Raw genomic sequence first — 25411 nt, forward strand, 5'->3', positions numbered from 1 at the left:
ATGCTGAGCCACGTAGATGAAAACGGCCAAGCAAACATGGTTGATGTATCGCTAAAAGAGGTCACTCTGCGCGATGCATCTGCCGAGGCCTACATTAAAATGAGCAAACAGGCTTTTGAGCAAGTGTTGCTTAATCAAAATAAAAAAGGTGACGTGTTAGGCGTAGCCCGAATTGCGGGTATTCAGGGCGCTAAAAAGTGCGCTGATTTAATTCCGCTTTGTCACCCGCTGGCACTGAGTAAAGTAGCCGTTGATTTTGAACTTGATGAAGCAAATAGCCAAATTAAAGTTACTAGCTACTGTAAATTGGCGGGCAAAACGGGCGTTGAAATGGAAGCACTCACCGCTGTATCTGTAGCGACCCTTACATTATTTGATATGTGTAAAGCCGCCGACCCGCTTATGGAAATACACGGTATGCGTGTAACGCAAAAAGCAGGAGGCAAACATGGTAGCTGGCAGCGAGACTAATTTAAATGATACTGATGCAGCGGCAGGGCATGTAAACGTACTGTTTTTTGGCCAACTAAAAGAGCGCCTAAAGTGCGATAAGTTAACCGTTGATATAGCGTATACCCTTAGCATTAAAGCGTTTAAACACATGCTGGTTGAGCAAAACCCACATTGGCAGGCATGGCTTGAAGAGCGTGATGTATTGTGTGCGCTTAATCAAACTATGTCATCAAGCGATGAGCTTGTAAAAGCAGGGGATGAACTTGCTTTTTTCCCACCAGTGACAGGTGGCTAATGAGTATAAGCATTAAAGTACAAACGCAGGATTTTTCAGTAGGCGAGCAACATGACGCACTTTGCAGTAATAACAAAAGTGATGGTGCCGTAGTGACGTTTACAGGGCTGGTGCGAGAATTTAGCAGCGGCGATAACGTAATCGCCCTTGAGCTTGAACACTACCCAGGGATGACTGAGCAACTACTGAAATCTATAGCTGAGCAAGCCCAAACACGCTGGCAACTTGCCCACATAAGCATTATTCATCGAGTAGGTTATTTAGCTCTTGGTGAGCAAATTGTATTTGTTGGCGTAACCAGCCGCCACCGCGAAGCCGCGTTTGAAGGCGCACAGTTTATTATGGATTACTTAAAAAACCACGCCACGTTTTGGAAAAAAGAGCATTTTAAAGACTCCTCAAACTGGGTTGAGTTTAAACAAAGCGACAAGGAAGCACTGGATAAATGGCAAAGTATCGAACAGGATGCAATTAAGTAAATGCATATAATCTCTACCAACATCTCTAAAATAAAAACGGTTGAGCATAACGGCAAAGCCATTAAAACAGGTATATTTAAAACGCCAACCAATGAGCCGGTTGTTATTGAAAAGCTAAATATAATAGGTGATGAACAAGCCGATTTAGTTAATCATGGCGGGGTGGATAAAGCGGTTTATGCGTTTTCGCACAATCATTATGATTATTGGAAGCGCACCCTTAAAAATGATGATTTAGCAGTCGGTGCCTTTGGCGAAAACTTCACAATTTCAGACCTTGATGAGCAAAACATTCATATAGGAGATCGTATTCGTTTAGGTACTGCACTGCTTGAGGTAAGCCAGCCCCGTGTGCCGTGCTTTAAATTGGCTATTGCACTTAATAATAAACAAAGCCTAAAACTGTTCACTCAGTATTACCACACGGGTGTTTATTTTAGAGTGCTTGAGGAAGGTGTTGCTAAAACGGGCGATGCAGTGACTATTGAACATAAAGCTGAGCATAACATTTCGGTTAAAACGTTGTTTCAGGCCTTTTTTGATAAACAATACCCAGATTATGAAAACTTATTATTAGCAGCACTTGAACTACCCGAGCTTGCACTTGAGTGGCAAACTAAAATCAAAAAGAAGTTAGGTAGTTAAAAGAGCGTTATTAAAGCTATATTACCCTTAATAAAAGCTCACTTTTAGCTGTATTATTTAGTTTGTTAAGTGAGCAACCGCTGATATGTATTTGCACACCAATTGGCTTAATGTGTCGTATTGCTGTTTGTTATTTACCGGCTTACTAAAATCACTACTTACCGCCACTGCGCATGCCCCCGCTGCAAACCAATGTGCTAGGTTGTCTAAATTAATGCCGCCTACGGGCATTAATGGCACATCAGAAAAAGGCCCCGCTAGCGCTTTAAAGTAATTAATCCCCATACTGCCTGCAGGAAAAACTTTAATAATATCGGCGTTATACTCTATGGCATTGGCAATATCGGTAGGGGTGAGTGCACCCATTAACACAGGTAAACCATGGCGGTGGGCAAGCTCTACCACTGCTTGATTAGTATTTGGTGTAACTATAAATTGCGCACCGGCATCAATCGCTTGTTGCGCAAGGGCGGTGTTAATTATTGTGCCAGCGCCAATGAGTGTATTTTTATAAGCAGCGCGTGCTTTTGCTATTTCTTGCTCAAAGCCAGGTGTATTTGAGGTGATTTCTAGCACGTTAATGCCTGCATTAACTAAGCAATTAATTAAAGGGGCTACATCGCTTTGTTGCTTTAAGCGAAGTATAGGAACTAGCTTATGTTGCTTTATTTGGTTGCTTATTTTTATTCTGTTGGCATTTAAAATTTGGCTCATAATGTCACTTTACTTTATTTAATACAGAGTCACACGTGTAACAGCAATCGGCAATAATACTTAATCATTTTGGGGCTAAACGCGTTAAAAAGCTCTCACTTTGATCATTTTGAATAATTAAATAGCGAGTTTTTGTCTAGTTATCAACACGCTTTTGCACCCTCAAAATAGCACACTTAATTAAAGGAATTGGTATAAACGTTTTTTTCTCATAAAAAAACCGCTGAAATATCAGCGGTTTTTTATAAGTAATAAATTACATTACACGCATGCCAGGCTCAGAACCATCGTCTGGGTTAAGAATGTAAATTTCTTTACCGCCAGGGCCTGCAGCTAATACCATACCCTCTGACATACCAAAGCGCATTTTACGAGGTTTAAGGTTTGCAACCATTACAGTCAGTTTGCCTTCAATGTCTTCTGGTGCGTAAGCCGATTTAATACCAGCAAACACTTGGCGTGTTTCGCCGCCTAAATCCAGCGTAAGTTTAAGTAGCTTATCGGCGCCTTCAACATGCTCTGCTTTAGCAATTTTAGCAACACGTAGGTCTACTTTTGCAAAGTCATCAAATTCAATTTCATCCGCAATTGGCTCTTTTGCAAGTGGGCTATTAGGGTCAATTGTTACTTTTGATTCTAGGCTTTCTTTTGATTCTTCAACCATTTTGTTCACTTTATCCATTTCTACACGTTGCATGAGCGGCTTAAATTTATTGATAGGGTGTGCAACAAGTGCATTTTGAACGCCATCCCATGCTAAGTCGTCATTTAAAAAGGCTTCTACGTTTGCAGCCATACCTGGTAATACAGGTTTTAAATAGGTAATTAAAACACGGAACAAGTTAAGGCCAAGCGAGCACACTTCGTGCGCTTCTTGCTGTTTTGCTTCATCTTTAATGAGTACCCATGGCGCTGCGGCATCAATAAATTGGTTTGCTTTGTCGGCTAGGGCCATAATTTCACGAATCGCGCGGCTGTATTCACGGTTTTCATAGTGGGCAGTAATGCTCGGTGCAGCAGCTTGAAATTCTTCAAGTAGTTCTGGCTGCATAATTGTGCTACTTAATTTACCGTCAAACTTTTTAGTAATAAAGCCTGCACAGCGGCTTGCTATGTTTACTACTTTACCAACTAGGTCTGAATTTACACGTTGTGCAAAGTCTTCTAGGTTTAAATCAAGGTCAATAATACCGCTGTTTAATTTAGCTGCGTAGTAATAACGTAAGTACTCTGGGTCTAGGTTATCAAGGTAAGTACGTGCTTTTATAAACGTACCCTTTGATTTAGACATTTTCTCGCCATTGACGGTTACAAAGCCATGTGCAAACACGTTAGTTGGCTTTCTAAAATTAGCGCCCTCTAGCATGGCTGGCCAAAATAAGCTGTGGAAGTAAATAATGTCTTTACCAATAAAGTGATAAAGCTCAGCATCAGAACCTTCAGCCCAAAATGCATCAAAGTCGAGGCCTTTTTCGTCACATAGGTTTTTAAAGCTTGCCATGTAGCCAATTGGCGCATCTAGCCATACGTAAAAGTATTTGCCCGGTGCATTTGGAATTTCAAAACCAAAGTAAGGCGCATCGCGGCTAATATCCCACTGTTGCAGGCCATCGGTAAACCACTCATCTAACTTATTCGCCATTTCTTGCTGAATAGAGCCCGAGTGTAGCCATTCTTTAAGCATGCCTTCAAATGCTGGCAGGTCAAAAAAGTAATGCTCTGAATCTTTTAAAATTGGCTCTGCACCTGACATTACTGAGCGCGGGTTTATTAATTCGGTTGGGCTGTAAGTTGCGCCACACGAGTCACAGCTATCGCCATTTTGGTTTTCAGACTTACACGTTGGGCAAGTACCTGTTACAAAGCGATCTGGTAAAAATATGCCTTTTTCAGGGTCGAATAACTGTGAAATAGTGTGCTTTTTAATATGGCCCGCATCATTAAGGCGGTTATAAATAAGCTCACTCAGCTCTTTATTTTCTGAGCTGTGGGTGCTGTGGTATTTATCAAACTTGATGTTAAAGTCGGCAAAGTCGCGCTGGCGTTCAATGCTTACATTTTTAACCATTTCTTCAGGCGTGATCCCTTGCTTTTGCGCATTAAGCATAATTGGCGTGCCGTGAGCATCGTCGGCGCAAACATAATAAGCTTCGTGGCCTTGTAGCTTTTGAAAACGTGACCAAATATCAGTTTGAATATATTCCAATAAATGGCCTAAGTGAGTAGGGCCATTTGCATAAGGTAATGCGCTGGTAATGAGGATCTTTCGCTGCGTCATAATCATTCCGAATTGAGGATAAACCACCATTTTTACTACAAAAAAGGCGGTTATCATTAATTTATCCATAAGCTTTGGACTAACGGTACGCGCAGCTTATGGATTTTTGTTAATTGACTGGTGTTAATGCCCTGAATGTTACATAATTCTGTGGCACTTTTCATCAAAGAAACGCTATTTAATTGCTATGTTTGGACTGTCGAAACTATTCTCCTCTAAATCGGTGCAAAAACAACCGATTATTACTGCCTTAGCGGCGTATCGAAGCGCGGCATTTGCCGTAGGTATTGATGAAAGTTTTATTGATACCATTTCGCAAAATGACGATAAATCAATACACATTAAAATAACGCTGCCATTTGCGGCTCAATCAGAAATGCAGTTAGTTGAGCAGCACGTAAGTGAAAGTATAAATACACCGGTTACCATAGACTCTGTGGTGAGTATAAAAGAGCCTGCAAAGTTTAAAGCCATTAAACACATTGTGCTGATTGCCTCAGGTAAAGGGGGGGTAGGAAAATCCACTACCGCTGTAAATTTAGCTGGGGCGCTGAAAAGCGAAGGCGCAAAAGTAGGGATTTTAGATGCTGATATTTATGGGCCATCTATTCCTATGCTTTTAGGGCTTGTGGGTGCAGAGCCACAAACCAAAGATAACAAACTACTACAGCCATTTGATGCCAACGGCATTAAAGCGCAATCAATCGGCTTTTTAGTGCCAAGTGATGACGCAACGGTATGGCGAGGGCCAATGGCATCGGGAGCGCTCAACCAATTATTAAACGAAACCGATTGGGGCGAACTTGATTACTTAATCGTTGATATGCCACCGGGTACGGGCGATATACAGCTAACAATGAGCCAAAAAGTGCCTGCCAGCGGCACTGTTATTGTGACTACTCCACAAGATTTAGCCCTTGCTGATGCGCAAAAAGGCATTGCAATGTTTAATAAAGTAAACGTACCTGTGCTTGGGCTTATTGAAAATATGAGTCACTACATTTGTAGCCACTGCGGAGAAGCCAACCATGTGTTTGGCAAAGATGGCGCAGAAAAACTTGCTCATAAACACGGCGTACCGGTGTTAAGCCATATTCCACTTGCCATAGATATTCGTGAATACTCAGAGCAAGGTAAATTAATCGCCAGCGATACCAGCGCGGCTATTAGCAACACATACAGCGCAGCGGCAAGACTGATTGCCAGCACGCTTTTTTATCAGCAGCACCAACACAGTGTTGAGATAGTGATAACGCAGGACTAAGAAAAAATGAGACTCTCAGATACCCATATTAAAGAATATTTAAGCGATGGCCGCATAGTGATTGAGCCTGCGCCGACTAACGAAATGATTTCGGGTGTGACAGCCGATTTGCGTTTAGGGAACAAATTTAGAACCTTTAACGCACATAACGCAGCGTACGTAGATTTAAGTGGCCCTAAAGATCAGTTAAATAAGGCTATGGAATCAATCATGAGTGAAGAGATTGAGCTTGCCGACGGCGAAGCTTTCTTTTTACACCCAGGTGAACTGGCATTGGCCATTACCCATGAAAAAGTAACACTTCCTGCCGACATAGTAGGCTGGTTAGATGGTCGTTCATCACTTGCCCGCTTAGGTTTAATGGTGCATGTAACAGCGCACAGAATCGACCCAGGTTGGAGTGGTAATATTGTTTTAGAATTTTATAACTCAGGTAAGTTACCACTGGCGCTGCGCCCAATGATGAAAATTGGTGCAATGAGCTTTGAAATGCTTTCAGGACCCTGCGAAAACCCATACAACATTCGTAAAGACGCAAAATATAAAGATCAAAGTAGTGCGGTAGCAAGCCGCATTAGCGACGATAACCTATAACAATATAAAACTATTAAGCGTTTAAATGGCTTTGTTTTGCTAGCTTAAACGCTTAATAACTTATATCAATGTGCATTATTGCTTACACTGATATTAAATGTGTTTTTTATTTCTGGCTTTATAAACGAGTAAAAACTCGACTAATATAGATAATAAAATAACTATAATTACAATGCCTTGAATAGTGTGTAGCCTTTTAACCCTGTCAACACTCTCTTTTTCGTACTGCATAACCACCGTATTAAACGATTTTAAAAGCGGCTCTTTTGCTAAAGAAAAAAAGCTTTCTTGCGCTGTATCTAAATTAAGTGTTTGTGTTTTTAACTTTAGTACTTCTTCAACTCTATCTGAAAACATACTTAATTTTTTATCGACATTAATAGGCTCTTTAAAATACATTGCTAACAACTCCTTAGATAGCGGGCTTTCATCGCCTAATACTTGCGCCCCATAATGCTCACTTAATAAGTATTTATGATTATTTTTTAAAGAGTTTAAAGCATTAATGGCCAGTAATTTAGAATCCTGCGAGCCATACATTAAGTACTCTAAAGTAAACATGCTCACCCGTTGCGAAAGCATTCTTTGTTGACCACTTACATTTACGAGTTTTCCAGTATCGGTTTGCGCTTCAATGACTTCATCAAGCATAAAGTGAATACAGATAGATAAAATTGCAATTACAGTTAAGGGAACAATATAAACAAAAGAGATAGCGCCATGCTTTTTATTTGAAAAATCAGTATTTACCATTTAATTGCTACTTATTTTAAAATTATTAATGCTTTAGGATAGGATAGATTAAATATAAGATTTTTCACGTAATTAAAGTTTACAAGGTAGTTTGTGGCTTATTGAGATTTATGAAGTGCATAACCTAGTAGTTCAAAATACTTATTAAGGGCTTTATTTGCTTTATTAACATGTTGAGCACTTGGGTATATCAAGTTACTGCTTTTTAAGCCACTGACTAAAAAGCTATTTTGAATAGTGCTGTGAGCATCTATGCAAGCTTCAAAGCAGCGCGCTGCTAACTCCTCAGGCATACTCATGTAATTCATGTTGTGCGCTTGGTCGTGTTTTATGCACGTTTGTACAAATTCATTCGCATCTTCCCCATCAAAATCTAAAAACACGTTTTTGTAAAAATCGTTTAGCGCACTATTAAGTGGGTGAGATAAATTTGGCGTATTTGAAAGCCACAGCTTTGAGGCAAAACCAAAGCGAGGTTTTGCATTAAATAAATGCTCGCTTATATGGTGATCAAACGCATGAAACCATTCGTGAGCCAATGCGCCACCGCCCGCATTTTTTGCTAAAGCAAGGGTTTGTGAAGCTGCGTTATAATGCGCTTGTACGCCTTTTTGACCGCCATGCCCAAAGGCAAAATTTAGTTTGCCGCGCAGGCCAATGGCTTTGGGTGGTAAATGTAATATTTGAGCAAGGTCGGCGAGTGCATCGTAAATTAAGTTTGCACTAATAAGATGCTCTTCTTTGGTTACCCATTTTCCTACAACCATAGATCTAAAGCCAAAGGTGTCTCTAATATCGCTAAAGTCAACTTGGTCGTCAAAGCGGTAGTCTGGCCCTTTACGAGTGAATCCGCGTTTTAATCTGTTTGGGTAATTACGCATTTAAATTTAATGGTGGCTAACTTAAGTAACGTGCTTTTACGTGTTCGGGCATGTGTTGGGTTTGTTTTTGTATTAATTCGTCTAATAAATTATAAAGCGGAGCAGGGTTTTGCTGCTCTATTAACAACAAACTATGTGCAACGGCCTCAAGTGTTGAAAGGCTATCGGCTCTAGGGGCTTTTCTAATAGCGTAACGGTTTTGCGGTAACTGCTTAAAGCTCACTGTTTTAAATTTAGTGAGTAGCGGGGTCAGCTGCAAAATTTTATAGGCTTTTTTCCAGGTGCCATCAATCACGATTAAGTGCGTAATTTTACTTAAGGCTGGCTTTGGGTTTGTATCATCTAAGTTGGTGGCGTGCTCGTTAGGGTAGAGCAGTACCGTAGACTCCACAGGTAAAGAGTTGAGCATGGCAAAGTCTGTGTTATTTTCCCCTTTGATTATTTTGCAGTCAGTTAGGCTCAAATTCAGCAATTTTGCCGTGTTTTTCGCTATTTTTTCTTCACTGGGGTGTTGTAGAATAACCACGCTAACTTTATTTGTTAAACGTTTAATGGCCCCGCATATACAGGTAGAGGGCGTAAACAAACAGCGTTCACAAACTTGGCGAGTCATTAATTAAACTTTTTATTGCGAGTGTATTTTGATAATTATACATTTATAAAGTAATAAAGTTGGATTTTTTTACGCATAGATATACAGTAATACTATTAATTATAAAATGACACGGAATGTTTAGAAGGGCTTAAAATATGACAGAAGTACAAATAGATGAGGCTGCTTTAGAAAGTATGCAGTCGTTACTTGGTGAGCAGTTTAAAGATACACTTGAATTTTGCTGCAGTGAATTTGAGCGCCTTGGTAATGAAGTAATTGCAACCATTGGTAACGATAAAGAAGCGGCGATTCGTCATGCCCATAGTTTAAAGTCGAACGCGGCACAGTTTGGTGCCACGAGTTTATCTGATGTAGCCCGTGATATTGAGCTTAATCTCAATCAAGATAACTTAGCGCAAGCTATTACGGCATCTACAGATTTATTGGCGCAAGTAAGTGGTTCGCAGGCCCAATTAAGAGCGTGGGTAGAGTCTAATTAACTTTATTTGTTAACGTGAATTTATTTCAGTATTAAGCAACTAATTACGCTGGCATTTTACGCCTTTACTAGGGTAGTCTTAGACTTTACTAGGGCGTGTTTGGCCTCTCGATAATAAATTTGATCACGCATTGCCCAAGGGCCACCCTTGGGCTAGTAACACAATTTTACCGAGCCCATTAGGTTATAACCCTCACATTGAACAAACCCACTCCTAGTTAATTATTTTTTTCCATAAAGCCAGTTCGCCCCAAAGAGGTAAAAATGTCAGATATTAAAAAGAGTCACAAATTAGAAGGTGTATGTTATGACATTCGTGGACCGGTTTTAGCGCAAGCCAAAAAAATGGAAGACGAAGGTCAAAAGGTACTAAAGCTTAATATTGGTAACCCTGCGGCGTTTGGTTTTGATATGCCAGAGGACATGCACCGCGATATTATTCGTAATTTGTATTCGGCCCAAGGCTACTGCGACTCTAAGGGGTTATATTCAGCCCGTGTAGCGGTTTATCAGCATTACCAGCAACGAGGTTTACATAACTTAGATGTAGATAATATTTATATTGGTAATGGGGTGAGCGAGCTTATCCAAATGATCACCCAGGCGTTATTAAATAACGATGATGAAGTGCTTATTCCTGCGCCTGATTACCCACTGTGGACCGCGTCAGTTAAATTAGCAGGGGGCAACCCTGTTCATTATTTATGTGATGAAGAGCAAGATTGGTTTCCGGATATTGCTGATATAAAAAGTAAAATTACGTCTAAAACAAAAGCGCTCGTACTAATTAACCCTAATAACCCAACCGGCGCGGTTTATAGTGACGATTTACTTTTAGAGTTAATTAATGTGGCGCGCGAGCATAAGCTGTTATTGCTTAGCGATGAAATTTACGAAAAGATTTTATACGATGGCATCACTCACACCTCAATTGGTGCGCTATGCGACGATGTGCCCATTATTACCTTTAATGGCTTAGCTAAAACTTACCGTGCAGCGGGTATTCGTATGGGCTGGATGGTACTAAGCGGGCGCACCCCAGCAATGGAAGATTTACGCAAAGGGCTAGATATTTTATCGTCTATGCGTTTGTGTGCCAATGTACCCGCGCAATATGCGATACAACAAGCGCTAGGGGGCGTGCAATCAATAGATAGCTTAATCGACCCAGGCGGGCGATTATATGTTCAGCGCGATATTGCTTGGCGTGGGCTTAATGCTATTGAAGGGATAAGCTGTAAAAAGCCAAAAGGGGCGCTTTACGCCTTTGCTAAAGTAGACACGGCTCATTTTAATGTCACTGATGATGAAAAAATGATGTTTGATTTACTAAAAGCAGAAAAAATATTATTAGTGCATGGGCGTGCATTTAATTGGCCAGAGCCAGATCACTTTAGGTTAGTGTTTTTACCTAACAAAGACGATTTATCGAGTGCGATGCTTAAAATGCAGCGCTTTTTTAAAGACTATCGCCAAGTTTAGTTAATTCCAACTAATACGCTGTAAAATAAAAAACGAGCTTAATTAGCTCGTTTTTTATTTACGCGATAATGCTGATACGGGCTTATTAGTACGCGCGGTCAACTCTTACGGTATTATCACTTAAATAGACCAACCGTACGTTATCACCTTTACTAAAGCGCATTGACTGGTCTTGGTCTTGTACCACCATGTATTGATCGCCGTTTTCTACCTGAATCAATAACTCTACTAGGTGTGTTTGCTTATAATAGCTTTTTTGCTGATTATTATGCGCCACGCTTCCGCCAATGACTGAGCCTAAAATAGTGGCGACGGTACGACCGCTCCCACCACCAAATTGATTACCGACAACACCCCCGAGTAGGGCGCCGCCAAAGGTTTTCCAGCCATTGTTTTTGTCTTGCACAAGCTCTTGTTCGGTAATTTTACGTACAGATTTTACATCGCCAAATAAAACCTGTTGTACAGGCACGGCTTTGTTTCGCTCATAGTTAGCAAAACTTGGTGCACTGAGTGTAAGCAATGCACACATTGCTATGGTTAAGGCTTTCATAGATGTCTCCTATTGGTGTTACGCAAAGGCGATATTTTGCCTTTGCGTGGATATGTATACCAATGCTCAAAAAAACTTAATCATTTTGCGGCTAAACGTGTCACTACCTGCGTTAAAGATTCTCATTTAAAACAAATAAATAGCAATTTTTCCTAGCTATCAACGCGTTTATCCAGCCTCAAAATAGATCAGTTAATTAAGCTAATTGGTACTATTACCAACCAAATGTCGATTTTTCTTTCGTTTTACGAATTTCAGTTTCGTCTGCCCACTCGACTAGGCCGCTTTGCATATCCATTAAGCGCATTGTAAATTTGTAATACACATCTGATTTATCAGCATTTGATTTAACAATGCTCGATAAGTTGCCGTACAGCATGTATTGCGCACCAATTTGTTTACCAAAGGCAACTGCGGTGGCAGGGTTTACAAGGGCATCTTCGTTTTGAAAGTTAAGCTGCTCACGTACTGATTCAACACGGGTCATGTCAACAAAACGAAACTTACCGCTGCGCAACAGTTGCGTAGAGATTGAGTCGGTAATAGATTCAGTGTCTATGTGTTCACTGGTTTTATTTTTAATGCGCTCAACAAATACCACAGGGCGTTTGTTTTGGGTCATTGTGCCAATAACCGGCGAGCTAAGTAGTGAGTCGGTCATTTGGCTGGCTACTTTTTGTAAATCGGTAGAGCCAAAGTTTATATCGGTGGTTTCTACTGCTTGCGCGTCGCCATAACTAACTACGGCTTTATTGGCACAACCACTTAAAATGAGTGCGCTGAGGCCAATAACTGCATAACTCGATAACGTTTTAAATTGTGTAGTGATCATTTTTATAACCCTTATTCTTTAAATTCTTGTGCGTCGGTAGACACTTCTCTTACAGCGAGCGAAAATGTAACCGCATCCGGTGTTGGCGCTAAGCCGGGTAATTGTGTTTTAGAAAAACCAAACAGTGTTAAGGCTTGCCAAGGTGAGTGGTTTCCTTTAATTACAAACCCGTCTTTGTCGTACCAATTAAACTGATACTGTAAATATTGCGACTTTTTATATTGGCTGCTTAGTGTTACTACCACGTCGGTTAACTGGTTTGTTTGGCGTGTTTTAACATCGGTAATGGCAAGCTTTTCACCTAGAGCAGGATTATCAACATGTAACTGCTCGTTAAATGTATTTTTGCTTTGCTCAACCGAAATGCCTGATGTATCAGGTTGGCTTGCACATGCCCCAAGCATTAATGCAGCCACTAATGGCAAAGTATATTTCATGATGACTCCTAGAGTTGAACCACATGGTAGTTAAAATAGTTATTAATAGAGGTTAGGTAAATTAAGGTTAACCCTTGCTTACTAACGGTAAAATTAATAGGCGCATGGTTGCCTATTAAAAGTGTATGCGACCCTGCATTTAAACTGCTACGTGCCATGCTTATTTGATTAGGTAAAGTGAGCCAGCTACGTGTATCAGCCTGCTCAGACGCCAAATTATAAATATTAGCAATGATATTGCCTACATCGCCTGTGCTACGTGCAAGCTCTGCGCGCACTTTTTCTTTGGCTACCAAGCGTAATACTTGCCTAGATACGCGAGCCGGTATTTGTTGCTCTAATGTTTTAGCCGCTAATGCTTCTATATGCACTAACGGGTTTAGCTCTAAATTTTGCGGACCTATATTTACGCCATTAATGTTAGCTATAAACGCATTATCTTTATAAACCGGCATTGCTAAACTGTAAAAACGCGCATCGCCACCTGAGGTATAAATAGGCAAGCGTAATTTAAATTCATCTTGTTTAGGCACTAAGCCTTGTTCAACCAATATAACCACTTCACCGTGATTAGCATGAAGGGGCTTTAATGGGCTAAAGCGGCGCTCAAACTCTTCTAAATCTTGGTTAAAACCTTGCTTTTTAGCTAATCGCATTACATCTTGCTGTAAGTAGTGATTGTCAGGTTGAATCTCTAATGCTTTTTTATAATCAATGTAGGCATCATCGTATTGTTTATCACTTTGGTACAACAGCGCAGATAAATAAAACGTAAAGGCATTTTGAAAACCATTTTTAATACCGCGTGTCACATTACTCATACTTGGGTAATGCTGTTGTGCTTGCTCTATTGTGTCGTTTATTTGTGTTTTATTATCTGCAAGCGCATCGACTTGTACTTTGTTAGCACGACGTATTTCAACCAAGGCGCCTTCTAAATCACTGTTGTATACATAATTAAGTGCTTTGTAGCTATGTAGCATGCTCATTTCATATGCCGGTGGTACATAGGTAATGGCAGAGTCGTTAGTAAATAAGGCGTTACTTTGTTCAAGCCCTGCACTTAATTGAATTTTTGCTGCTTCTCGTTTTGTTTGTACCTGGGCGTATACGTTTTCAAATTGTTGTTGTGAAAGACTTTGCTCGTTAGCAAGGTCTTTTAAACGGGCTTGCTCTAATTGGTTAAGTAAATAGCTACTGTGTAACTTACTATTGTTGGCAATAAGTGATTGAGCCTGTTCAATATTGTTATTTTGAATTGCGTTTCTTACAGGCGTCATTTGGCTTGCATAGTCGTTAAATAAATCATTAAAGCCTATGGTGCTGCATCCACTTAATATAAAACAAACACTTAAAATTATACTTTGGCGCACTGAGCACTCCTATATAGTTAGGTTTTAAAGATTAACATACTCTGGTTTTGGATTTGTGTGAAATAGTGTAAAAAAGCGTAGCCTAATTTAGGGCATATAGACCTGTGAAGATTGAAAATTATTCTCCCCAAGGTCATCGCGCGTTAGTTAAATTACGTGTATTTAAGGTAGGCAAATCATCATGAATAGCTTGTGAATACCAGAGGATAGACGCTTAATTACAGCAATTTAGCAGTATATAAAGTTATAATGCTGCGAATAAGAATAGAGTAATTACAACAATGCCGCTTTACAGCTAAATGGCTCAGCTGTTTAAATACAGCGCTGGCTGAGCAAGCCAATTTAAAGCATCTCATTATAAGGTTTTAGTTAAGGAGCGATTTTGAAAGCCACTTTATACACCCTCGTTGCATTAATAGCCTTTGCGGCAAATTCTTTACTTTGCCGTATGGCGTTAGCGCAAGGTTATATTGATGCGTGGAATTTTACAATTATCAGGCTCGTAAGTGGTGCCGTGTGTTTAGGCTTAATTATGGCTGTATATACGTATAACCTTAAGCGTAAGGGGGCGCTTAATGACGCTATTTTAAGTGATACCGGAAGTTGGCGAAGCAGTATTAGTTTATTGGTATATGCACTTTGTTTTTCTATTGCTTATATAGAGCTAGATACAGGCACCGGTGCGCTTATTTTATTTTCGGCGGTGCAACTTACCATGATTGGTTGGGGCATATATAAAAAAGAGCAGCTGAGTAAATTGCAGAGGGGGGCTTTTTTTGTCGCGTTAGCTGGATTTGTGTATTTAATGTTGCCCTCTGCCGCTGTGCCTTCTTTGTTAGGGGCATCGCTTATGGCGTTAAGTGGTGTTGCATGGGGCGTTTACAGTATACGTGGTAAAGCGTGTGTATCGCCGCTGCGGACCACCGCCTTTAACTTTATAAGAAGCTTAGTGGCTATTCCTGTTTTATTACTTGTAGCAATAGGCTATTTAAAAACAGTAAGTATGCAAGGGGTGTTACTAGCGTGCGCCTCGGGCGCCATTGCATCAGGCATTGGTTACAGTATTTGGTATGTGGCCATGCCGCTACTAAAAAGCACGCAAGCGGCGGTTGTACAGTTATGTGTGCCTGTTCTAGCTGCTATTGCAGGTATGTTGTTTTTATCTGAGCAGGTAACAGTGGAGTTTATTATTGCAAGCTCACTTATACTTGGCTCGGTATTGGTGTTTATATTAAATAAGCATACAGCGCGGTAATGCCAAGAAAAGCCCGCTATTAAGGCGGGCTTACATTTGTTATAAAACGTTTATATAGCGCGGGTAAATTATCTAAAATAGCTGACTTACCCTCTAAATCGCTGTTGCTTATACATTCGTAAAGCATCGCTTCGCTCAATGTGTTTACTAACCGCTGAGATTGCTTAATATGGCTAATATGCCAAAGTTCAGGTGCTACGCCGCCTAAATCCTGTTTGTAGGGGCGATAAAAACCATATTTAGCTAGATTTTTATCAAGCCACTGGCTGAGTGGCGCAAATGGCCCACCATGTTGGTATTCATCAGGGGTAAGTTGCAGCTTATAGTCATCGTTAATTGCAGCGGTATCATACACATCAAGGTCGGTACCTAAATGATGCCGACTAGCCCCTGGCAAGGCAGAGTAGAGCATAATAGCCGTGCATTTTTCCAACTCATTTAGTTGGCTTAAATCCACTATCTGTTGCTGTTTATTAAAAACAGGGCGTATACCTAAAAACTTGTTATTCCAAATCATAGCTTGGCGATTAAAATCGCGAAAACTTGAGGCAATAGTCAGCTCAAAACCAGCGTTTTTAGCGCCATTTTGCAGGGCTAAAAAGTCATCAATAATATCAGTATGTAACCGATGCGATTGAATCTCAGTGAGGTGTGTATCACTTTGTCCAGTGATACACATTGCTAATGTATTGGTATCGAGTGCCATTAGGTTAACAGTTGCTCTAAAATTTGCTCGTAAATATCAGCTAAAGCGATTAAATCATCGGTGCTTACACATTCATCTACTTTATGAATAGTGGCGTTGCGGGGGCCTAGTTCAATCACTTTTGCGCCTGTTTGCGCTATAAAGCGCCCATCTGACGTACCCCCGGTGGTTTCGAGGTTAGTGGTTAAGCCCGTGACAGATTTAATCGCATTTACGGTGGCATCAACTAACGGGCCATGCTCGGTTATAAACGGCAAGCCGTTTACTATCCAGCTTAATTCGTAGTTTAATTCATGCGTTTGTAAAATAGCATTAACCCGTTCTTGTAGTTGCTGATGAGTTACTTCGGTACTAAATCTAAAATTAAATTGCACCTCAAGCTCGCCCGGTATGACATTACCGGCTCCCGTGCCACCATTTATATTTGATACCTGAAAGCTGGTTGCAGGGAAAAATTCATTGCCGTTGTCCCACACGGTTTGGCTAAGTTCAGTAATGGCGGGGGCAGCCAAATGAATTGGGTTTTGTGCTAAGTGGGGGTAGGCTACATGGCCTTGCACACCTTTTACTTTTAAAAAGCCAGTAAGGGAGCCACGACGGCCATTTTTTACTACATCACCGAGTACATCTCGCGATGAAGGCTCACCCACTAAGCACATATCAATTTTTTCGCCGCGTGCTTCAAGCGTGTCTATTACTTTGGTTGTGCCGTTGATAAAGGGGCCTTCTTCATCGGAGGTAATTAAAAATGAGATAGAGCCTTTGTGATCAGGGTTTTTAGCCACAAAGCGCTCAGTAGCAACAAGCATTGCCGCCAGAGAGCCCTTCATATCAGCTGCGCCTCGGCCATGCAGCAAACCATCTTCAATTAAGCCTGAAAATGGCGGGTGCTGCCAGTTTTGTGCAGGTCCTGTAGGGACTACATCGGTATGACCAGCAAAACAAAAGTGTGGCGACTCGTTTCCTTTTCGGGCCCATGTATTGAGTGTATCGGTAAAAAATAACGACTCAATATTAAAGCCTAGGGCTTTTAAACGCTCGTTCATCATTGATTGGCAACCCGCATCTTCAGGGGTTACCGACTCGCGCTGAATAAGCGCTTGTGCAAGTGCAATTACTTCATGGGTCATTATTTAAATATCTCATCGTATTGCGCAGCTTTAAAGCCTAAGTGGTAGCTGTTGTTATTTACAAGCACTGGGCGCTTGATCATAGCTGGTTGCTCTACAAGTAATGTTATAGCCGTGTCTTTGCTTAGGTTTTGCTTTTGCTCATCACAGAGTGCGCGATAGGTTGTGCCACGCTTATTAACTAATTGTTCCCAGTCAATATGCTCAGCAAATTCGCTTACAAGCTGCTCGTTTATACCGTCTTTTCGGTAATCGTGAAAGGTAAAATCTATGTTGTTGTCGGCGAGGTATTTTTTGGCTTTTTTAATGGTGTCGCAATTACTAATGCCGTAAAGAGTGATCATAGGTTTAGTTCTTCTTAATAATAGTTAAAAGGGGGTCTACACCCGCATTTACTTGCGTGTGTGAATAATGAAAAGTGCCTAAGTTATGGCCATTTAATAGCACCAAGCTGGCCAGTAAGGGCGATTTAAGTTCGCGTAAATCAAAGTAAGCTAAGCGCTGCCCTTTGCTTATTTTGCTGCCATTTAGCTGTGCAATATGTGTGTGTGTAATAGGCTGCTGCGCCGGTAGTGACAAGTTAATGAGAACCTTTAAACCGTTATTTGCTTGGAGAATAAATTCACATCCTGCATTTTTAACCTGTACTAAAGTGCCATCAAAGGGCGCTAAAATTTTATGATTACTTAATGCAACCAACATAGTTGGCCCAAGGGTAGAAAATTTAAAAAAGGGCTCAGGGTGCAGGTTCAAATCAATGACTTTGCCGCTAAAGGGGCTGGTAATTTTTAATGCGCTGGCGGGGAGTTTATTTTGCGCTAAAAACTCGATAGAGGCTGCTCTCATTTATTGATCTACTACTAAATTGTAACCATCGTTTTTAAGTGCAGTGATGGCTTGCTGCGCAGTGTGTTTTTTTACCAAAATATAGTCTGTGTCGTAGGTTGAGATAGAAAAAATAGAAATATTAGCCTTTGCAAGCACGCCAGATATATTGGCCATAATCCCCGTTAAAGAAAACCCCAACGGGCCAACCACTTCAAGTGCTTGCCAATCAGGCTCTGTATCTAAACACTCAATAGCAAAATGACTAGGGCAAACAATAGAAAGCTCATCGTGAGTTTTAGAAATAAAAAATAGGGGTAATTTTAATAGCGCTACAGGAATGTCTGCATCCACTTCTAAACTATGAATTGACAACAGCGTGCTGTGTAATTGTAATGTTTGTTTTGACATTAATAACCTGCAAACAGCGTATAGAGTCAGTTAATAGTATAGATTATTGGCTTTAAATTAAAGGTGTAACAGCCACTAAAATAAAGGCTGTGTGACTGTGGGTAATAAGGATTTAAAACTTACCCACAATTTCTGTGGATAAGTATGGGAATTGGTAGGTATAAATAGCCTAACTAACTAATTAATAAGTAAATATTAGCTAGGCTATAAAAAGCACTAGTTTAATTTAGGCGTTTTCGAGCGCTTCAACTTGAGCTGCTTGAATAGCTGTAAGTGCAATGGTGTACACTATGTCATCGACTAATGCGCCACGGCTTAAATCGTTAACGGGCTTTCGCATACCTTGTAACATAGGCCCTATGCTGATTAAATCGGCACTACGTTGTACGGCTTTGTAGGTTGTGTTACCGGTATTAAGGTCTGGGAAAATAAATACCGTAGCTTTACCGGCTACTGGGCTATTTGGTGCTTTTTTAAGAGCAACATTTTCCATAATCGCAGCGTCGTATTGCAATGGCCCATCAATAATTAAATCTGGACGTTTTTGTTGAGCAATTTGCGTGGCTTCACGCACTTTTTCAACATCGGCGCCAGAGCCAGAAGTACCTGTGCTGTAGCTTATCATGGCAACACGTGGCTCTATGCCAAACGCAGCTGCAGAATCGGCTGACTGAATAGCGATATCTGCTAATTGTTCTGCATTAGGGTCAGGGTTAATTGCACAGTCGCCGTATACCAGTACTTGGTCGGGCAGCAGCATAAAAAACACAGACGATACAAGTGATGACCCTGGAGCGGTTTTAATTAGCTGTAGCGGTGGGCGAATTGTATTAGCGGTTGTGTTAACAGCGCCAGATACTAAGCCATCGACTTTACCTTGCTCAAGCATCATAGTGCCCAGTACAACATTATCTTGTAATTGCTCTTGTGCTACGACTTCTGTTAAGCCTTTGCTTTTACGAATTTCGACCATAGGTGCAACATAGTCGTTAATCACCGATTTTGGCTCAACAATACTTACATGTTCGTTAAGCTCAATACCTTGTTGCTCGGCAATACGCATTATTTCATCGCGATCGCCAAGTAATACTGTTTTTGCAATACCACGTTGTCCACAAATAGCCGCGGCTTTAATAGTACGCGGCTCATTTCCTTCAGGAAGTACCACTGTTTTAGCCGCTTTACGGGCTTTATCTGTAAGTAAATAACGAAACGCAGGAGGAGAGAGCTTACGTGTTTTGCCAACATTTTTTGCAAGCGTATCGAGCCAATCAGAATCGATATATTCTGCGTTGTGATCTTTTACTTTTTCAATACGTTGGTCATCATCGCTTGGTACTTCCATATTAAAATTATGCAGTAGTAATGATGTACGCCAAGTATCGGCCTCTGTGGCTAAAATAGGCAAGCCTGTTTGCATTGCTTGTTCACACAGCGCCATTATACGCGGCTCTGGTTCAAAACCACCGGTAAGTAAAATAGCACCAATTTTAGTGCCGTTCATGGCCGACAAACACGCAGCGACTAAAATATCTGAACGATCGCCCGGGGTGACTAATAATGCGCCCGGTGTAAAGTGGTTCAAAATGTTTGATACAGTACGCGCACAAAATGTAATACGGCGTAAGCGACGGTGTAGCATGTCGCCTTCGTTAATTATGGTGGCTTTTAAATACGCGCTTAAATCTTTAACGCGCGGCGCAACTAAATCAAAGTCCCACGGGATGGCGCCTAACAGCATAAATGGGTTTTTTCTAAAAATAGGTAAAGAAGCTAAACGGTTTAATTCGTTATCGAGCTCTTCTGCTTTGTATGAATCGACCAAATCAGCGCGGGCGCGGCCTTCTTCATCAAGTGGGGCATTCACTTTGTTAAAAATACAGCCTAAAACACGCGGGTGATCAATGCCACCATAATACCCAGCAGCAATTTCTAAACGGTCTTCAATTTGCGTAATGGTGTAATTACCAGGGGTTAGTACAAATACAATATCGGCACCCAGAGTTTGGGCTATTTCGCGGTTTACACGCCCTGCATAAGGTTGGCGGCGAGTAGGCACCATACCTTCAATAATAGCTACTTCGTCATCGTTAATTTTACTTTCAAAGCGCTCTACTATTTCTTCAAGTAAATCATCGCCTTTACCATCGCCAATCATTTGCTCTGCATAGCTTAATGCAAAGGGAGTTGGTGGGGTAATTGATGAGCCTTGCATAATAATTTGAGTCGACTTTTCAGGGCCTGTTTCACCCGTACGTGGTTGGGCAATTGGCTTGAAAAAGTTAACTTTCACGGTTTTTTGCTCAAGCGCACGCACTAACCCGACAGAAACAGATGTTAAACCAACACCCGTAGAAACCGGAATTAACATAATACGACGTGCCATAATTAAAGCTCCTTCACAATGTTAGCGGCATCAAGGGCAATTACCCATTCTTCATTAGTTGGCATTACAACCGCTTTAGTGATCGCGTTGTCAGAGCTAATAATGCCTTCATTACCAAATCGCGCATCTAAGTTGGCTTGTTTATCGCAATCTAGGCCTAAAAACGTTAGTTGTGTGATTACTTTTTCGCGGATAATATCTGAGTTTTCGCCTATACCACCGGTAAAAATAAGCGCATCTAACTGCTGTAATGGCACCATGTAGGCGGCAATTTGTTTAGCAAGGCGGTAGCAAAAAATGTCAAGTGCAAGGGCGGCTTTTTCATGGCCAGCTACAGCGGCTTCTTCTATGGTTCTGCAGTCGTTAGACAGTTCACTAATACCTAACAAACCACTTTCTTTATTCAGTAAGTTGTCGATTTGTTTTGCATCGTAATTAAGTTGTGTCGTTAAAAAGTTAAATAAACCAGGGTCGATATCACCGCTGCGGGTGCCCATTACTAACCCAGCAAGCGGGGTTAAGCCCATGCTAGTATCTACACTTTTACCGCCTTTAATTGCACACACAGAACAACCATTACCTAAATGCGCACTAATAAAGTTGCTTTGCTCAACAGGCTTATTAATTAATTTAGCGGTTTGGCCTGCTACATAATAGTGGCTTGTGCCGTGCATACCGTAACGGCGAACACCGTGCTCTGTGTATAGCTTGTAAGGGAGTGCATATAAGTAGGCTACTTTATCCATGGTTTGATGAAATGCAGTGTCAAAAACAGCAACCTGTGGCAAACCAGCAAACGAAGCCTGCGCTGATGAAATACCCAGTAAGTTTGCATGGCCATGTAAAGGGGCAAGGCTTGAAGCATCTGAAATACCCGCTATGACTTTTTCATCCACTAATGCAGATTGAGTAAAGTGCTCACCACCGTGAACAACACGATGGCCTACGGCAATTAAATGCTCATCTAAGTGGTGATCTTTAATTAGGCTCACAAGCGTATTAATTGCTTCACCATGCGCTTGATTAGCAGCTAAGGTGATAACGGTTTTATTACCTTGGTATTTATATTTGATAGATGGATTTTTTGAACCTAGGCGTTCAGCTAAGCCCGAAATAATTTCATGCCCGTTATCAGCATCAATAATGGCAAATTTTAAACTCGAACTACCACAGTTTAATACTAAAACGTGTTGTGATTTAGAGGGCGTAGTTGGCATAGATACAGTTTCCATAAACAATAAATTTAGTAAGTGTACGTTAAGATATGAACAATACACTTAAGGTGCAAATTAAAGGTAAACTTAGCCACCATATAGGTGATAAAAAAGCGACTAAAGTCTAATTTATAAGATGAGTATTTTAACCCAGTTAATAAATTTAGTTTAGTGTTTAGTTGCTTATATACAAAAACAATAACTTTTACTGCTAAAGTGTGAAGCTATTTATTTGTGTTACACTTACAGGCAGTGGCAAGCAGGCGCTACGGGTTTAAAAGTTTAGATGTGAGGAGTCATGATGCAAAAAAGTGTGATGTCACAATTACAAACGGGTAGGGCATATGCAAAAAAATGGCCTATGCGTAAAGAGTTAGCACCGTTGTTTAACGAATTTAAAGTAATTAAGGCAACCGAGCTGGCAATTACTGTAATGCCAATATTAGCCATGCTTACGTTATTTTTTCAGCTTAACTATTTAGGCCCCGATTTTTTACCGCAAGCGATTGCCAGTGCATTGTTTTTTTTATCGTTGCCGTTGCAAGGCTTGTTTTGGTTAGGTAAGCGAGCCGAAACACCATTAGAACCGAGCATGCAAAAATGGTACAACGAGTTATATACCAAAATGGTGGCAAATGGCTATCAAGCCCAAATAAGCGAAAACAAGCCCCGTTATATGGAGCTTGCACACTTATTAAAAGACATGTTTGATAAAATGGATAAAGCGTTTACTAAAGAGCAATTTTAGAGCGCGTTTATCTGTAAGTGTATGAGCAGAGCGCACGCTTTGCTCCATTTATTCATAACACTCCCTCTGACATATGAGCTTACTCAATATAGCCGGGCAGTAACTTCCTCACTAACACTCGTTATTAAAACATCAATCGGCTTTACTAAACTCGGTAATGTAAAACGATAGGGTGACGCTTTGGGCGCCTTTTTCTTCAAGAGTTTGCCAATGTTCAGGTCTAAATTTCCACGCAAATGGTGTCATCATTATTAAATTTTTAATATCTGAAAAATTAAGCGTAACCTGCTCTGTAATGAGCTTTTGATCTGCTTTTATAAAGCCGCTTGGCGTGTCAATTTCAGTGTGTTTTGCTACATCTGCATAAATATATTCTTTAAGCTCTTTTAAATGCCACGGCCCAGGGCTTGCAACTACTAATGTGGCATTTGGCGCTGCTAAACGCGCCAGCTCTTGCTCAAACAAAGGCGCAAAAACACTCAGTAATACGTCAGCAGTGCCTGACTTAAAAGGCGTCTGGCTAATTGATGCAACGCTAAAATGACATTGTGGGTATCGCTTTGCTGCATATTTTACGGCTGATTTAGAAATATCGACGCCGTATACCTGCGCCTCTATTTTATCGGCAATGGCATGAGTATAAAATCCTTCGCCGCAGCCTAAATCTATTAGCACGTTTGGTTTACGCTCACTAATTATATTACTTAATGCGCGCTGTAAAAATGCGTAAAAGCCTTGCTCTAAAAAAGCACGCCTTGCTTGTACCATTTCGAGCGAATCACCCGGTTGCTTTGAGTTTTTGTGTTGCACCGGTAATAAATTTACATAGCCTTCTTTGGCAAAGTCGAAGGTGTGATTATTGTCACATCGAAGTGATGAATTATGTTTTAAAAGTGCGTGGTTACATAAAGGGCATTGGTATTGCAGACTCATGAGTCTAGGTAGTCCTTATCATAAAAAGTTTTGACCCAGTGTGGCCGATAAGTGATCAAAAGCGTAATGGCCATACCGTTGAGCATTGCCTCAGGAAACCAAATGATAGCACTTAGGTATACGTAATTATCTGCCAATTCCTGCCAATTATATTGCCCTATAAGCAAATAAAACAAAGCCCCAAAGCTTATTTTTAGACATGCAATAAAGCCTGCCAATATAAAAGAGCATACAAAAATATAAACAAAAAAGTGACGCGGTAAATACTGATAACTCATTATAAAGCCAAGGTAGCTTAATAATGTAGGAATAAATGCACCAAACAGTATTTGCATGGGCAAAAGATTAAGATCAATGTTTGCAAAAGCCGCCAATAGGGCACTAGCCAGCAGGCTACTTAAAATAGCAAGGCGCCACCCTAAAATTAGCGTTGCGGCAGTTACACCTAAAATGTGTAAATCAAGACCGCTTAAAATACCCGCTTTAATTTGCCATAACATGGCAAACACTAACGCACACGCAAGTACCCCTATTTGCCGTGCAGGCGTTTTATAAAGTGCTTTATAGGTATTTTTTTCTACGCTTATAAAGGTAATAATTAAAACAAGGGCCCAAAGTAGCCCTTGCATTTTAAGCGTTAACATAGCAATTATTTAAAGGTTGACCAAATTGGCGCATGGTCAGAGGGCTTTTCTATGCCGCGTAATTCGTAATCTATGCCGGTATCAATACAGCGCTCGGCAAGGGCATGGGTAGCAAGCACAACATCAATGCGTAGGCCACGATTATCTACAAACCCTTTAGAGCGATAATCAAACCACGAGTATTTGTCGCTTGTATCAGGGTTTTGCTCTCTGAAGGTATCTTTAAATCCCCAATTTAATAATTTAGCAAGCCATTCGCGCTCCTCTGGTTGAAACGAGCACTTACCTGTTTTAAGCCAGCGTTTAGCGTTTACTTCACCAATACCAATATCTAAATCGGTAGGCGAAATATTGATATCGCCCATAACGATAACGTCTTCATCGGGCGTGTGGTTTGTTTCTAAATGGGTCATTAAATCTTTGTAAAACTGGCGCTTATAAGGGAATTTTGTTTCGTGATTTATATTATCGCCTTGTGGGAAATAACCATTCATTACCGTTAGGTCGCGGCCATTTTCTTGCTCAACTGTCACACTTATCATGCGTTTCTGTGCTTCTTCAGTGTCGCTGGCAAAACCTTTTAAGACCGATTTAGGCTTATTTTTGCATAACATTGCCACACCGTAGTGCGCTTTTTGACCATGAAAATAAACGTGGTAACCCATTTTTTGTACGTCCTCGAGGGGGAACGCCTCATCATGAACTTTAATTTCTTGCAAACCAATAATGTCTGGCTGGTGTTTATCTATAATTGCTTGTAACTGGTGTAAGCGAGCTCGCAGACCATTGATATTGAAAGAAATAACCTTCATAAAATTTACCTTTAATTAGACTCTGTTTTTATAACTAAATTGTATCAGTAAATAAGCCTACATAACATGATCGAAATGAGAAAATAGCTGCGCAAATGTTGATCAATTGGTGCGCAAAGTTTAAACATTGTAAATGCTTTATTAATTATTTAAATAAATAAAAAATTCAATTGATCTCGTGATTATTGAATATATAATGCGCAAAAATTACTTGTTTAGT

29 protein-coding genes are annotated in these 25411 nt (G+C 40.6%); 10 read left to right on the plus strand and 19 right to left on the minus strand.

The annotated features are described in order from the left end of the window. From moaC to PSH54_RS07960, 4 genes are read left to right on the plus strand one after another with little or no spacing between them, the layout of a single operon-like run. The gene (gene moaC / locus PSH54_RS07945) at nucleotides 1-471 is read left to right on the plus strand and encodes a cyclic pyranopterin monophosphate synthase MoaC (RefSeq protein WP_004587754.1); all 471 of its coding nucleotides are present in this window, start codon (nucleotides 1-3) and stop codon (nucleotides 469-471) included. Then, a complete protein-coding gene (locus PSH54_RS07950; RefSeq protein WP_273605888.1) occupies nucleotides 449-748 on the plus strand; it encodes a MoaD/ThiS family protein in 300 nt (99 codons plus the stop codon). Before moaC ends, PSH54_RS07950 begins: the two co-directional genes overlap by 23 nt. After that, nucleotides 748-1227 (plus strand): molybdopterin synthase catalytic subunit MoaE, encoded by a 480-nt coding sequence (moaE, locus tag PSH54_RS07955; protein WP_273605889.1) that lies wholly within the window; start codon nucleotides 748-750, stop codon nucleotides 1225-1227. Before PSH54_RS07950 ends, moaE begins: the two co-directional genes overlap by 1 nt. Next, on the plus strand, nucleotides 1228-1872 hold the full coding sequence (locus PSH54_RS07960) for an MOSC domain-containing protein (RefSeq protein ID WP_273605890.1): 645 nt from the start codon (nucleotides 1228-1230) through the stop codon (nucleotides 1870-1872). A 57-nt stretch (nucleotides 1873-1929) separates the two neighbouring features. On the opposite strand, the gene PSH54_RS07965 is transcribed toward PSH54_RS07960, so the two are convergent. Both PSH54_RS07965 and metG read right to left on the minus strand, forming a co-directional pair. Continuing rightward, complete coding sequence (locus tag PSH54_RS07965; protein ID WP_273605891.1) at nucleotides 1930-2586, minus strand: bifunctional 4-hydroxy-2-oxoglutarate aldolase/2-dehydro-3-deoxy-phosphogluconate aldolase; 657 nt, start codon at nucleotides 2584-2586, stop codon at nucleotides 1930-1932. Nucleotides 2587-2842: 256 nt separating this feature from the next. Further along, nucleotides 2843-4864 (minus strand): methionine--tRNA ligase, encoded by a 2022-nt coding sequence (metG, locus tag PSH54_RS07970; RefSeq protein WP_064385641.1) that lies wholly within the window; start codon nucleotides 4862-4864, stop codon nucleotides 2843-2845. A 187-nt stretch (nucleotides 4865-5051) separates the two neighbouring features. Between metG and apbC the strand changes: the two genes are divergently transcribed. Then, nucleotides 5052-6128: an iron-sulfur cluster carrier protein ApbC gene (gene apbC / locus PSH54_RS07975; protein ID WP_273605892.1), complete on the plus strand. Its 1077-nt coding sequence runs from the start codon at nucleotides 5052-5054 to the stop codon at nucleotides 6126-6128. Nucleotides 6129-6134: 6 nt separating this feature from the next. After that, nucleotides 6135-6722 (plus strand): dCTP deaminase, encoded by a 588-nt coding sequence (dcd, locus tag PSH54_RS07980; RefSeq protein WP_004587761.1) that lies wholly within the window; start codon nucleotides 6135-6137, stop codon nucleotides 6720-6722. A gap of 93 nt (nucleotides 6723-6815) precedes the next feature. On the opposite strand, the gene PSH54_RS07985 is transcribed toward dcd, so the two are convergent. The 3 genes from PSH54_RS07985 to PSH54_RS07995 all read right to left on the minus strand — a co-directional run bounded on the left by PSH54_RS07985 (nucleotide 6816) and on the right by PSH54_RS07995 (nucleotide 8969). After that, nucleotides 6816-7475: a type IV pili methyl-accepting chemotaxis transducer N-terminal domain-containing protein gene (locus PSH54_RS07985; RefSeq protein ID WP_273605893.1), complete on the minus strand. Its 660-nt coding sequence runs from the start codon at nucleotides 7473-7475 to the stop codon at nucleotides 6816-6818. Nucleotides 7476-7573: 98 nt separating this feature from the next. Next, nucleotides 7574-8356, minus strand: a complete 783-nt coding sequence (locus PSH54_RS07990) for a CLCA_X family protein (RefSeq protein WP_273605894.1) — start codon at nucleotides 8354-8356, stop codon at nucleotides 7574-7576. 16 nt (nucleotides 8357-8372) lie between these two features. Continuing rightward, nucleotides 8373-8969 (minus strand): tRNA-uridine aminocarboxypropyltransferase, encoded by a 597-nt coding sequence (locus PSH54_RS07995; protein ID WP_273605895.1) that lies wholly within the window; start codon nucleotides 8967-8969, stop codon nucleotides 8373-8375. 137 nt (nucleotides 8970-9106) lie between these two features. On the opposite strand from PSH54_RS07995, the gene PSH54_RS08000 reads away from it, so the two are divergent. Beyond that, complete coding sequence (locus PSH54_RS08000) at nucleotides 9107-9451, plus strand: Hpt domain-containing protein (RefSeq protein ID WP_273605896.1); 345 nt, start codon at nucleotides 9107-9109, stop codon at nucleotides 9449-9451. A 263-nt stretch (nucleotides 9452-9714) separates the two neighbouring features. After that, a complete protein-coding gene (locus PSH54_RS08005; RefSeq protein ID WP_273605897.1) occupies nucleotides 9715-10932 on the plus strand; it encodes a pyridoxal phosphate-dependent aminotransferase in 1218 nt (405 codons plus the stop codon). 85 nt (nucleotides 10933-11017) lie between these two features. Here PSH54_RS08005 and PSH54_RS08010 read toward each other — a convergent pair whose 3' ends face one another. The 4 genes from PSH54_RS08010 to PSH54_RS08025 form a co-directional block, all read right to left on the minus strand. Then, a complete protein-coding gene (locus tag PSH54_RS08010; RefSeq protein ID WP_004587767.1) occupies nucleotides 11018-11485 on the minus strand; it encodes a glycine zipper 2TM domain-containing protein in 468 nt (155 codons plus the stop codon). A 214-nt stretch (nucleotides 11486-11699) separates the two neighbouring features. Then, nucleotides 11700-12317, minus strand: coding sequence for a penicillin-binding protein activator LpoB (gene lpoB / locus PSH54_RS08015; RefSeq protein WP_024032666.1), 618 nt, complete (start codon nucleotides 12315-12317; stop codon nucleotides 11700-11702). An 11-nt stretch (nucleotides 12318-12328) separates the two neighbouring features. Beyond that, on the minus strand, nucleotides 12329-12754 hold the full coding sequence (locus PSH54_RS08020) for a YcfL family protein (protein ID WP_024032667.1): 426 nt from the start codon (nucleotides 12752-12754) through the stop codon (nucleotides 12329-12331). Between the two features lie 8 nt (nucleotides 12755-12762). Further along, on the minus strand, nucleotides 12763-14127 hold the full coding sequence (locus PSH54_RS08025; protein WP_273605898.1) for a COG3014 family protein: 1365 nt from the start codon (nucleotides 14125-14127) through the stop codon (nucleotides 12763-12765). A gap of 382 nt (nucleotides 14128-14509) precedes the next feature. Here PSH54_RS08025 and PSH54_RS08030 point away from each other — a divergent pair, with 382 nt between their 5' ends. Beyond that, nucleotides 14510-15382, plus strand: coding sequence for a DMT family transporter (locus PSH54_RS08030; protein ID WP_273605899.1), 873 nt, complete (start codon nucleotides 14510-14512; stop codon nucleotides 15380-15382). Between the two features lie 19 nt (nucleotides 15383-15401). Here PSH54_RS08030 and PSH54_RS08035 read toward each other — a convergent pair whose 3' ends face one another. The 7 genes from PSH54_RS08035 to PSH54_RS08065 all read right to left on the minus strand — a co-directional run bounded on the left by PSH54_RS08035 (nucleotide 15402) and on the right by PSH54_RS08065 (nucleotide 22057). Further along, nucleotides 15402-16088, minus strand: a complete 687-nt coding sequence (locus PSH54_RS08035; protein WP_264389630.1) for a M15 family metallopeptidase — start codon at nucleotides 16086-16088, stop codon at nucleotides 15402-15404. Continuing rightward, nucleotides 16088-17218, minus strand: coding sequence for a succinyl-diaminopimelate desuccinylase (gene dapE / locus PSH54_RS08040; RefSeq protein ID WP_273605900.1), 1131 nt, complete (start codon nucleotides 17216-17218; stop codon nucleotides 16088-16090). Before dapE ends, PSH54_RS08035 begins: the two co-directional genes overlap by 1 nt. Further along, entirely contained in the window at nucleotides 17218-17562 is a 345-nt protein-coding gene (locus PSH54_RS08045) for an ArsC family reductase (protein ID WP_273605901.1), read from the minus strand. Before PSH54_RS08045 ends, dapE begins: the two co-directional genes overlap by 1 nt. A 4-nt stretch (nucleotides 17563-17566) precedes the next feature. Beyond that, the gene (locus tag PSH54_RS08050; protein ID WP_004587775.1) at nucleotides 17567-18064 is read right to left on the minus strand and encodes a PTS glucose transporter subunit IIA; all 498 of its coding nucleotides are present in this window, start codon (nucleotides 18062-18064) and stop codon (nucleotides 17567-17569) included. Next, nucleotides 18065-18454, minus strand: coding sequence for an ACT domain-containing protein (locus PSH54_RS08055; RefSeq protein WP_004587776.1), 390 nt, complete (start codon nucleotides 18452-18454; stop codon nucleotides 18065-18067). Nucleotides 18455-18680: 226 nt separating this feature from the next. Then, complete coding sequence (gene pta, locus PSH54_RS08060) at nucleotides 18681-20840, minus strand: phosphate acetyltransferase (RefSeq protein ID WP_004587777.1); 2160 nt, start codon at nucleotides 20838-20840, stop codon at nucleotides 18681-18683. Between the two features lie 2 nt (nucleotides 20841-20842). Next, the gene (locus PSH54_RS08065) at nucleotides 20843-22057 is read right to left on the minus strand and encodes an acetate kinase (protein ID WP_273605948.1); all 1215 of its coding nucleotides are present in this window, start codon (nucleotides 22055-22057) and stop codon (nucleotides 20843-20845) included. Between the two features lie 298 nt (nucleotides 22058-22355). Between PSH54_RS08065 and yfbV the strand changes: the two genes are divergently transcribed. Continuing rightward, complete coding sequence (yfbV, locus tag PSH54_RS08070; RefSeq protein ID WP_024034026.1) at nucleotides 22356-22802, plus strand: terminus macrodomain insulation protein YfbV; 447 nt, start codon at nucleotides 22356-22358, stop codon at nucleotides 22800-22802. 132 nt (nucleotides 22803-22934) lie between these two features. Here yfbV and PSH54_RS08075 read toward each other — a convergent pair whose 3' ends face one another. From PSH54_RS08075 to xthA, 3 genes are read right to left on the minus strand one after another with little or no spacing between them, the layout of a single operon-like run. Continuing rightward, nucleotides 22935-23735 (minus strand): putative RNA methyltransferase, encoded by an 801-nt coding sequence (locus PSH54_RS08075; protein WP_273605902.1) that lies wholly within the window; start codon nucleotides 23733-23735, stop codon nucleotides 22935-22937. Further along, a complete protein-coding gene (locus tag PSH54_RS08080) occupies nucleotides 23732-24379 on the minus strand; it encodes an energy-coupling factor ABC transporter permease (RefSeq protein ID WP_138578216.1) in 648 nt (215 codons plus the stop codon). The genes PSH54_RS08075 and PSH54_RS08080 overlap by 4 nt, the downstream gene beginning before the upstream one ends. Nucleotides 24380-24384: 5 nt before the next feature. Next, nucleotides 24385-25191 carry an exodeoxyribonuclease III gene (gene xthA, locus PSH54_RS08085; RefSeq protein WP_054982403.1) on the minus strand — a complete coding sequence of 269 codons (807 nt, stop codon included), beginning with the start codon at nucleotides 25189-25191 and terminating at the stop codon, nucleotides 24385-24387. Between the last annotated feature and the right edge of the window lie 220 nt (nucleotides 25192-25411).

The sequence above is a fragment of the Pseudoalteromonas sp. Angola-30 genome (assembly GCF_028599215.1).
Lineage (GTDB): Bacteria > Pseudomonadota > Gammaproteobacteria > Enterobacterales > Alteromonadaceae > Pseudoalteromonas > Pseudoalteromonas atlantica.

What these genes read in the sequence shown, in the direction of transcription:
- PSH54_RS07965 (WP_273605891.1), bottom strand. Translation starts at nt 2,586, where the DNA reads ATGAGCCAAATTTTAAATGCCAACAGAATAAAAATAAGCAACCAAATA.
- PSH54_RS08045 (WP_273605901.1), bottom strand. Translation starts at nt 17,562, where the DNA reads ATGATCACTCTTTACGGCATTAGTAATTGCGACACCATTAAAAAAGCC.
- PSH54_RS08075 (WP_273605902.1), bottom strand. Translation starts at nt 23,735, where the DNA reads ATGAGTCTGCAATACCAATGCCCTTTATGTAACCACGCACTTTTAAAA.
- moaC (WP_004587754.1), top strand. Translation starts at nt 1, where the DNA reads ATGCTGAGCCACGTAGATGAAAACGGCCAAGCAAACATGGTTGATGTA.
- PSH54_RS07950 (WP_273605888.1), top strand. Translation starts at nt 449, where the DNA reads ATGGTAGCTGGCAGCGAGACTAATTTAAATGATACTGATGCAGCGGCA.
- dapE (WP_273605900.1), bottom strand. Translation starts at nt 17,218, where the DNA reads ATGACCCATGAAGTAATTGCACTTGCACAAGCGCTTATTCAGCGCGAG.
- PSH54_RS08010 (WP_004587767.1), bottom strand. Translation starts at nt 11,485, where the DNA reads ATGAAAGCCTTAACCATAGCAATGTGTGCATTGCTTACACTCAGTGCA.
- PSH54_RS08035 (WP_264389630.1), bottom strand. Translation starts at nt 16,088, where the DNA reads ATGGCACTCGATACCAATACATTAGCAATGTGTATCACTGGACAAAGT.
- xthA (WP_054982403.1), bottom strand. Translation starts at nt 25,191, where the DNA reads ATGAAGGTTATTTCTTTCAATATCAATGGTCTGCGAGCTCGCTTACAC.
- moaE (WP_273605889.1), top strand. Translation starts at nt 748, where the DNA reads ATGAGTATAAGCATTAAAGTACAAACGCAGGATTTTTCAGTAGGCGAG.
- PSH54_RS08020 (WP_024032667.1), bottom strand. Translation starts at nt 12,754, where the DNA reads ATGAAATATACTTTGCCATTAGTGGCTGCATTAATGCTTGGGGCATGT.
- PSH54_RS07990 (WP_273605894.1), bottom strand. Translation starts at nt 8,356, where the DNA reads ATGCGTAATTACCCAAACAGATTAAAACGCGGATTCACTCGTAAAGGG.
- PSH54_RS07985 (WP_273605893.1), bottom strand. Translation starts at nt 7,475, where the DNA reads ATGGTAAATACTGATTTTTCAAATAAAAAGCATGGCGCTATCTCTTTT.
- pta (WP_004587777.1), bottom strand. Translation starts at nt 20,840, where the DNA reads ATGGCACGTCGTATTATGTTAATTCCGGTTTCTACGGGTGTTGGTTTA.
- lpoB (WP_024032666.1), bottom strand. Translation starts at nt 12,317, where the DNA reads ATGATCACTACACAATTTAAAACGTTATCGAGTTATGCAGTTATTGGC.
- PSH54_RS08000 (WP_273605896.1), top strand. Translation starts at nt 9,107, where the DNA reads ATGACAGAAGTACAAATAGATGAGGCTGCTTTAGAAAGTATGCAGTCG.
- PSH54_RS07995 (WP_273605895.1), bottom strand. Translation starts at nt 8,969, where the DNA reads ATGACTCGCCAAGTTTGTGAACGCTGTTTGTTTACGCCCTCTACCTGT.
- PSH54_RS08080 (WP_138578216.1), bottom strand. Translation starts at nt 24,379, where the DNA reads ATGTTAACGCTTAAAATGCAAGGGCTACTTTGGGCCCTTGTTTTAATT.
- PSH54_RS08055 (WP_004587776.1), bottom strand. Translation starts at nt 18,454, where the DNA reads ATGTCAAAACAAACATTACAATTACACAGCACGCTGTTGTCAATTCAT.
- PSH54_RS08065 (WP_273605948.1), bottom strand. Translation starts at nt 22,057, where the DNA reads ATGCCAACTACGCCCTCTAAATCACAACACGTTTTAGTATTAAACTGT.
- PSH54_RS08005 (WP_273605897.1), top strand. Translation starts at nt 9,715, where the DNA reads ATGTCAGATATTAAAAAGAGTCACAAATTAGAAGGTGTATGTTATGAC.
- metG (WP_064385641.1), bottom strand. Translation starts at nt 4,864, where the DNA reads ATGACGCAGCGAAAGATCCTCATTACCAGCGCATTACCTTATGCAAAT.
- PSH54_RS07960 (WP_273605890.1), top strand. Translation starts at nt 1,228, where the DNA reads ATGCATATAATCTCTACCAACATCTCTAAAATAAAAACGGTTGAGCAT.
- yfbV (WP_024034026.1), top strand. Translation starts at nt 22,356, where the DNA reads ATGCAAAAAAGTGTGATGTCACAATTACAAACGGGTAGGGCATATGCA.
- dcd (WP_004587761.1), top strand. Translation starts at nt 6,135, where the DNA reads ATGAGACTCTCAGATACCCATATTAAAGAATATTTAAGCGATGGCCGC.
- PSH54_RS08050 (WP_004587775.1), bottom strand. Translation starts at nt 18,064, where the DNA reads ATGAGAGCAGCCTCTATCGAGTTTTTAGCGCAAAATAAACTCCCCGCC.
- apbC (WP_273605892.1), top strand. Translation starts at nt 5,052, where the DNA reads ATGTTTGGACTGTCGAAACTATTCTCCTCTAAATCGGTGCAAAAACAA.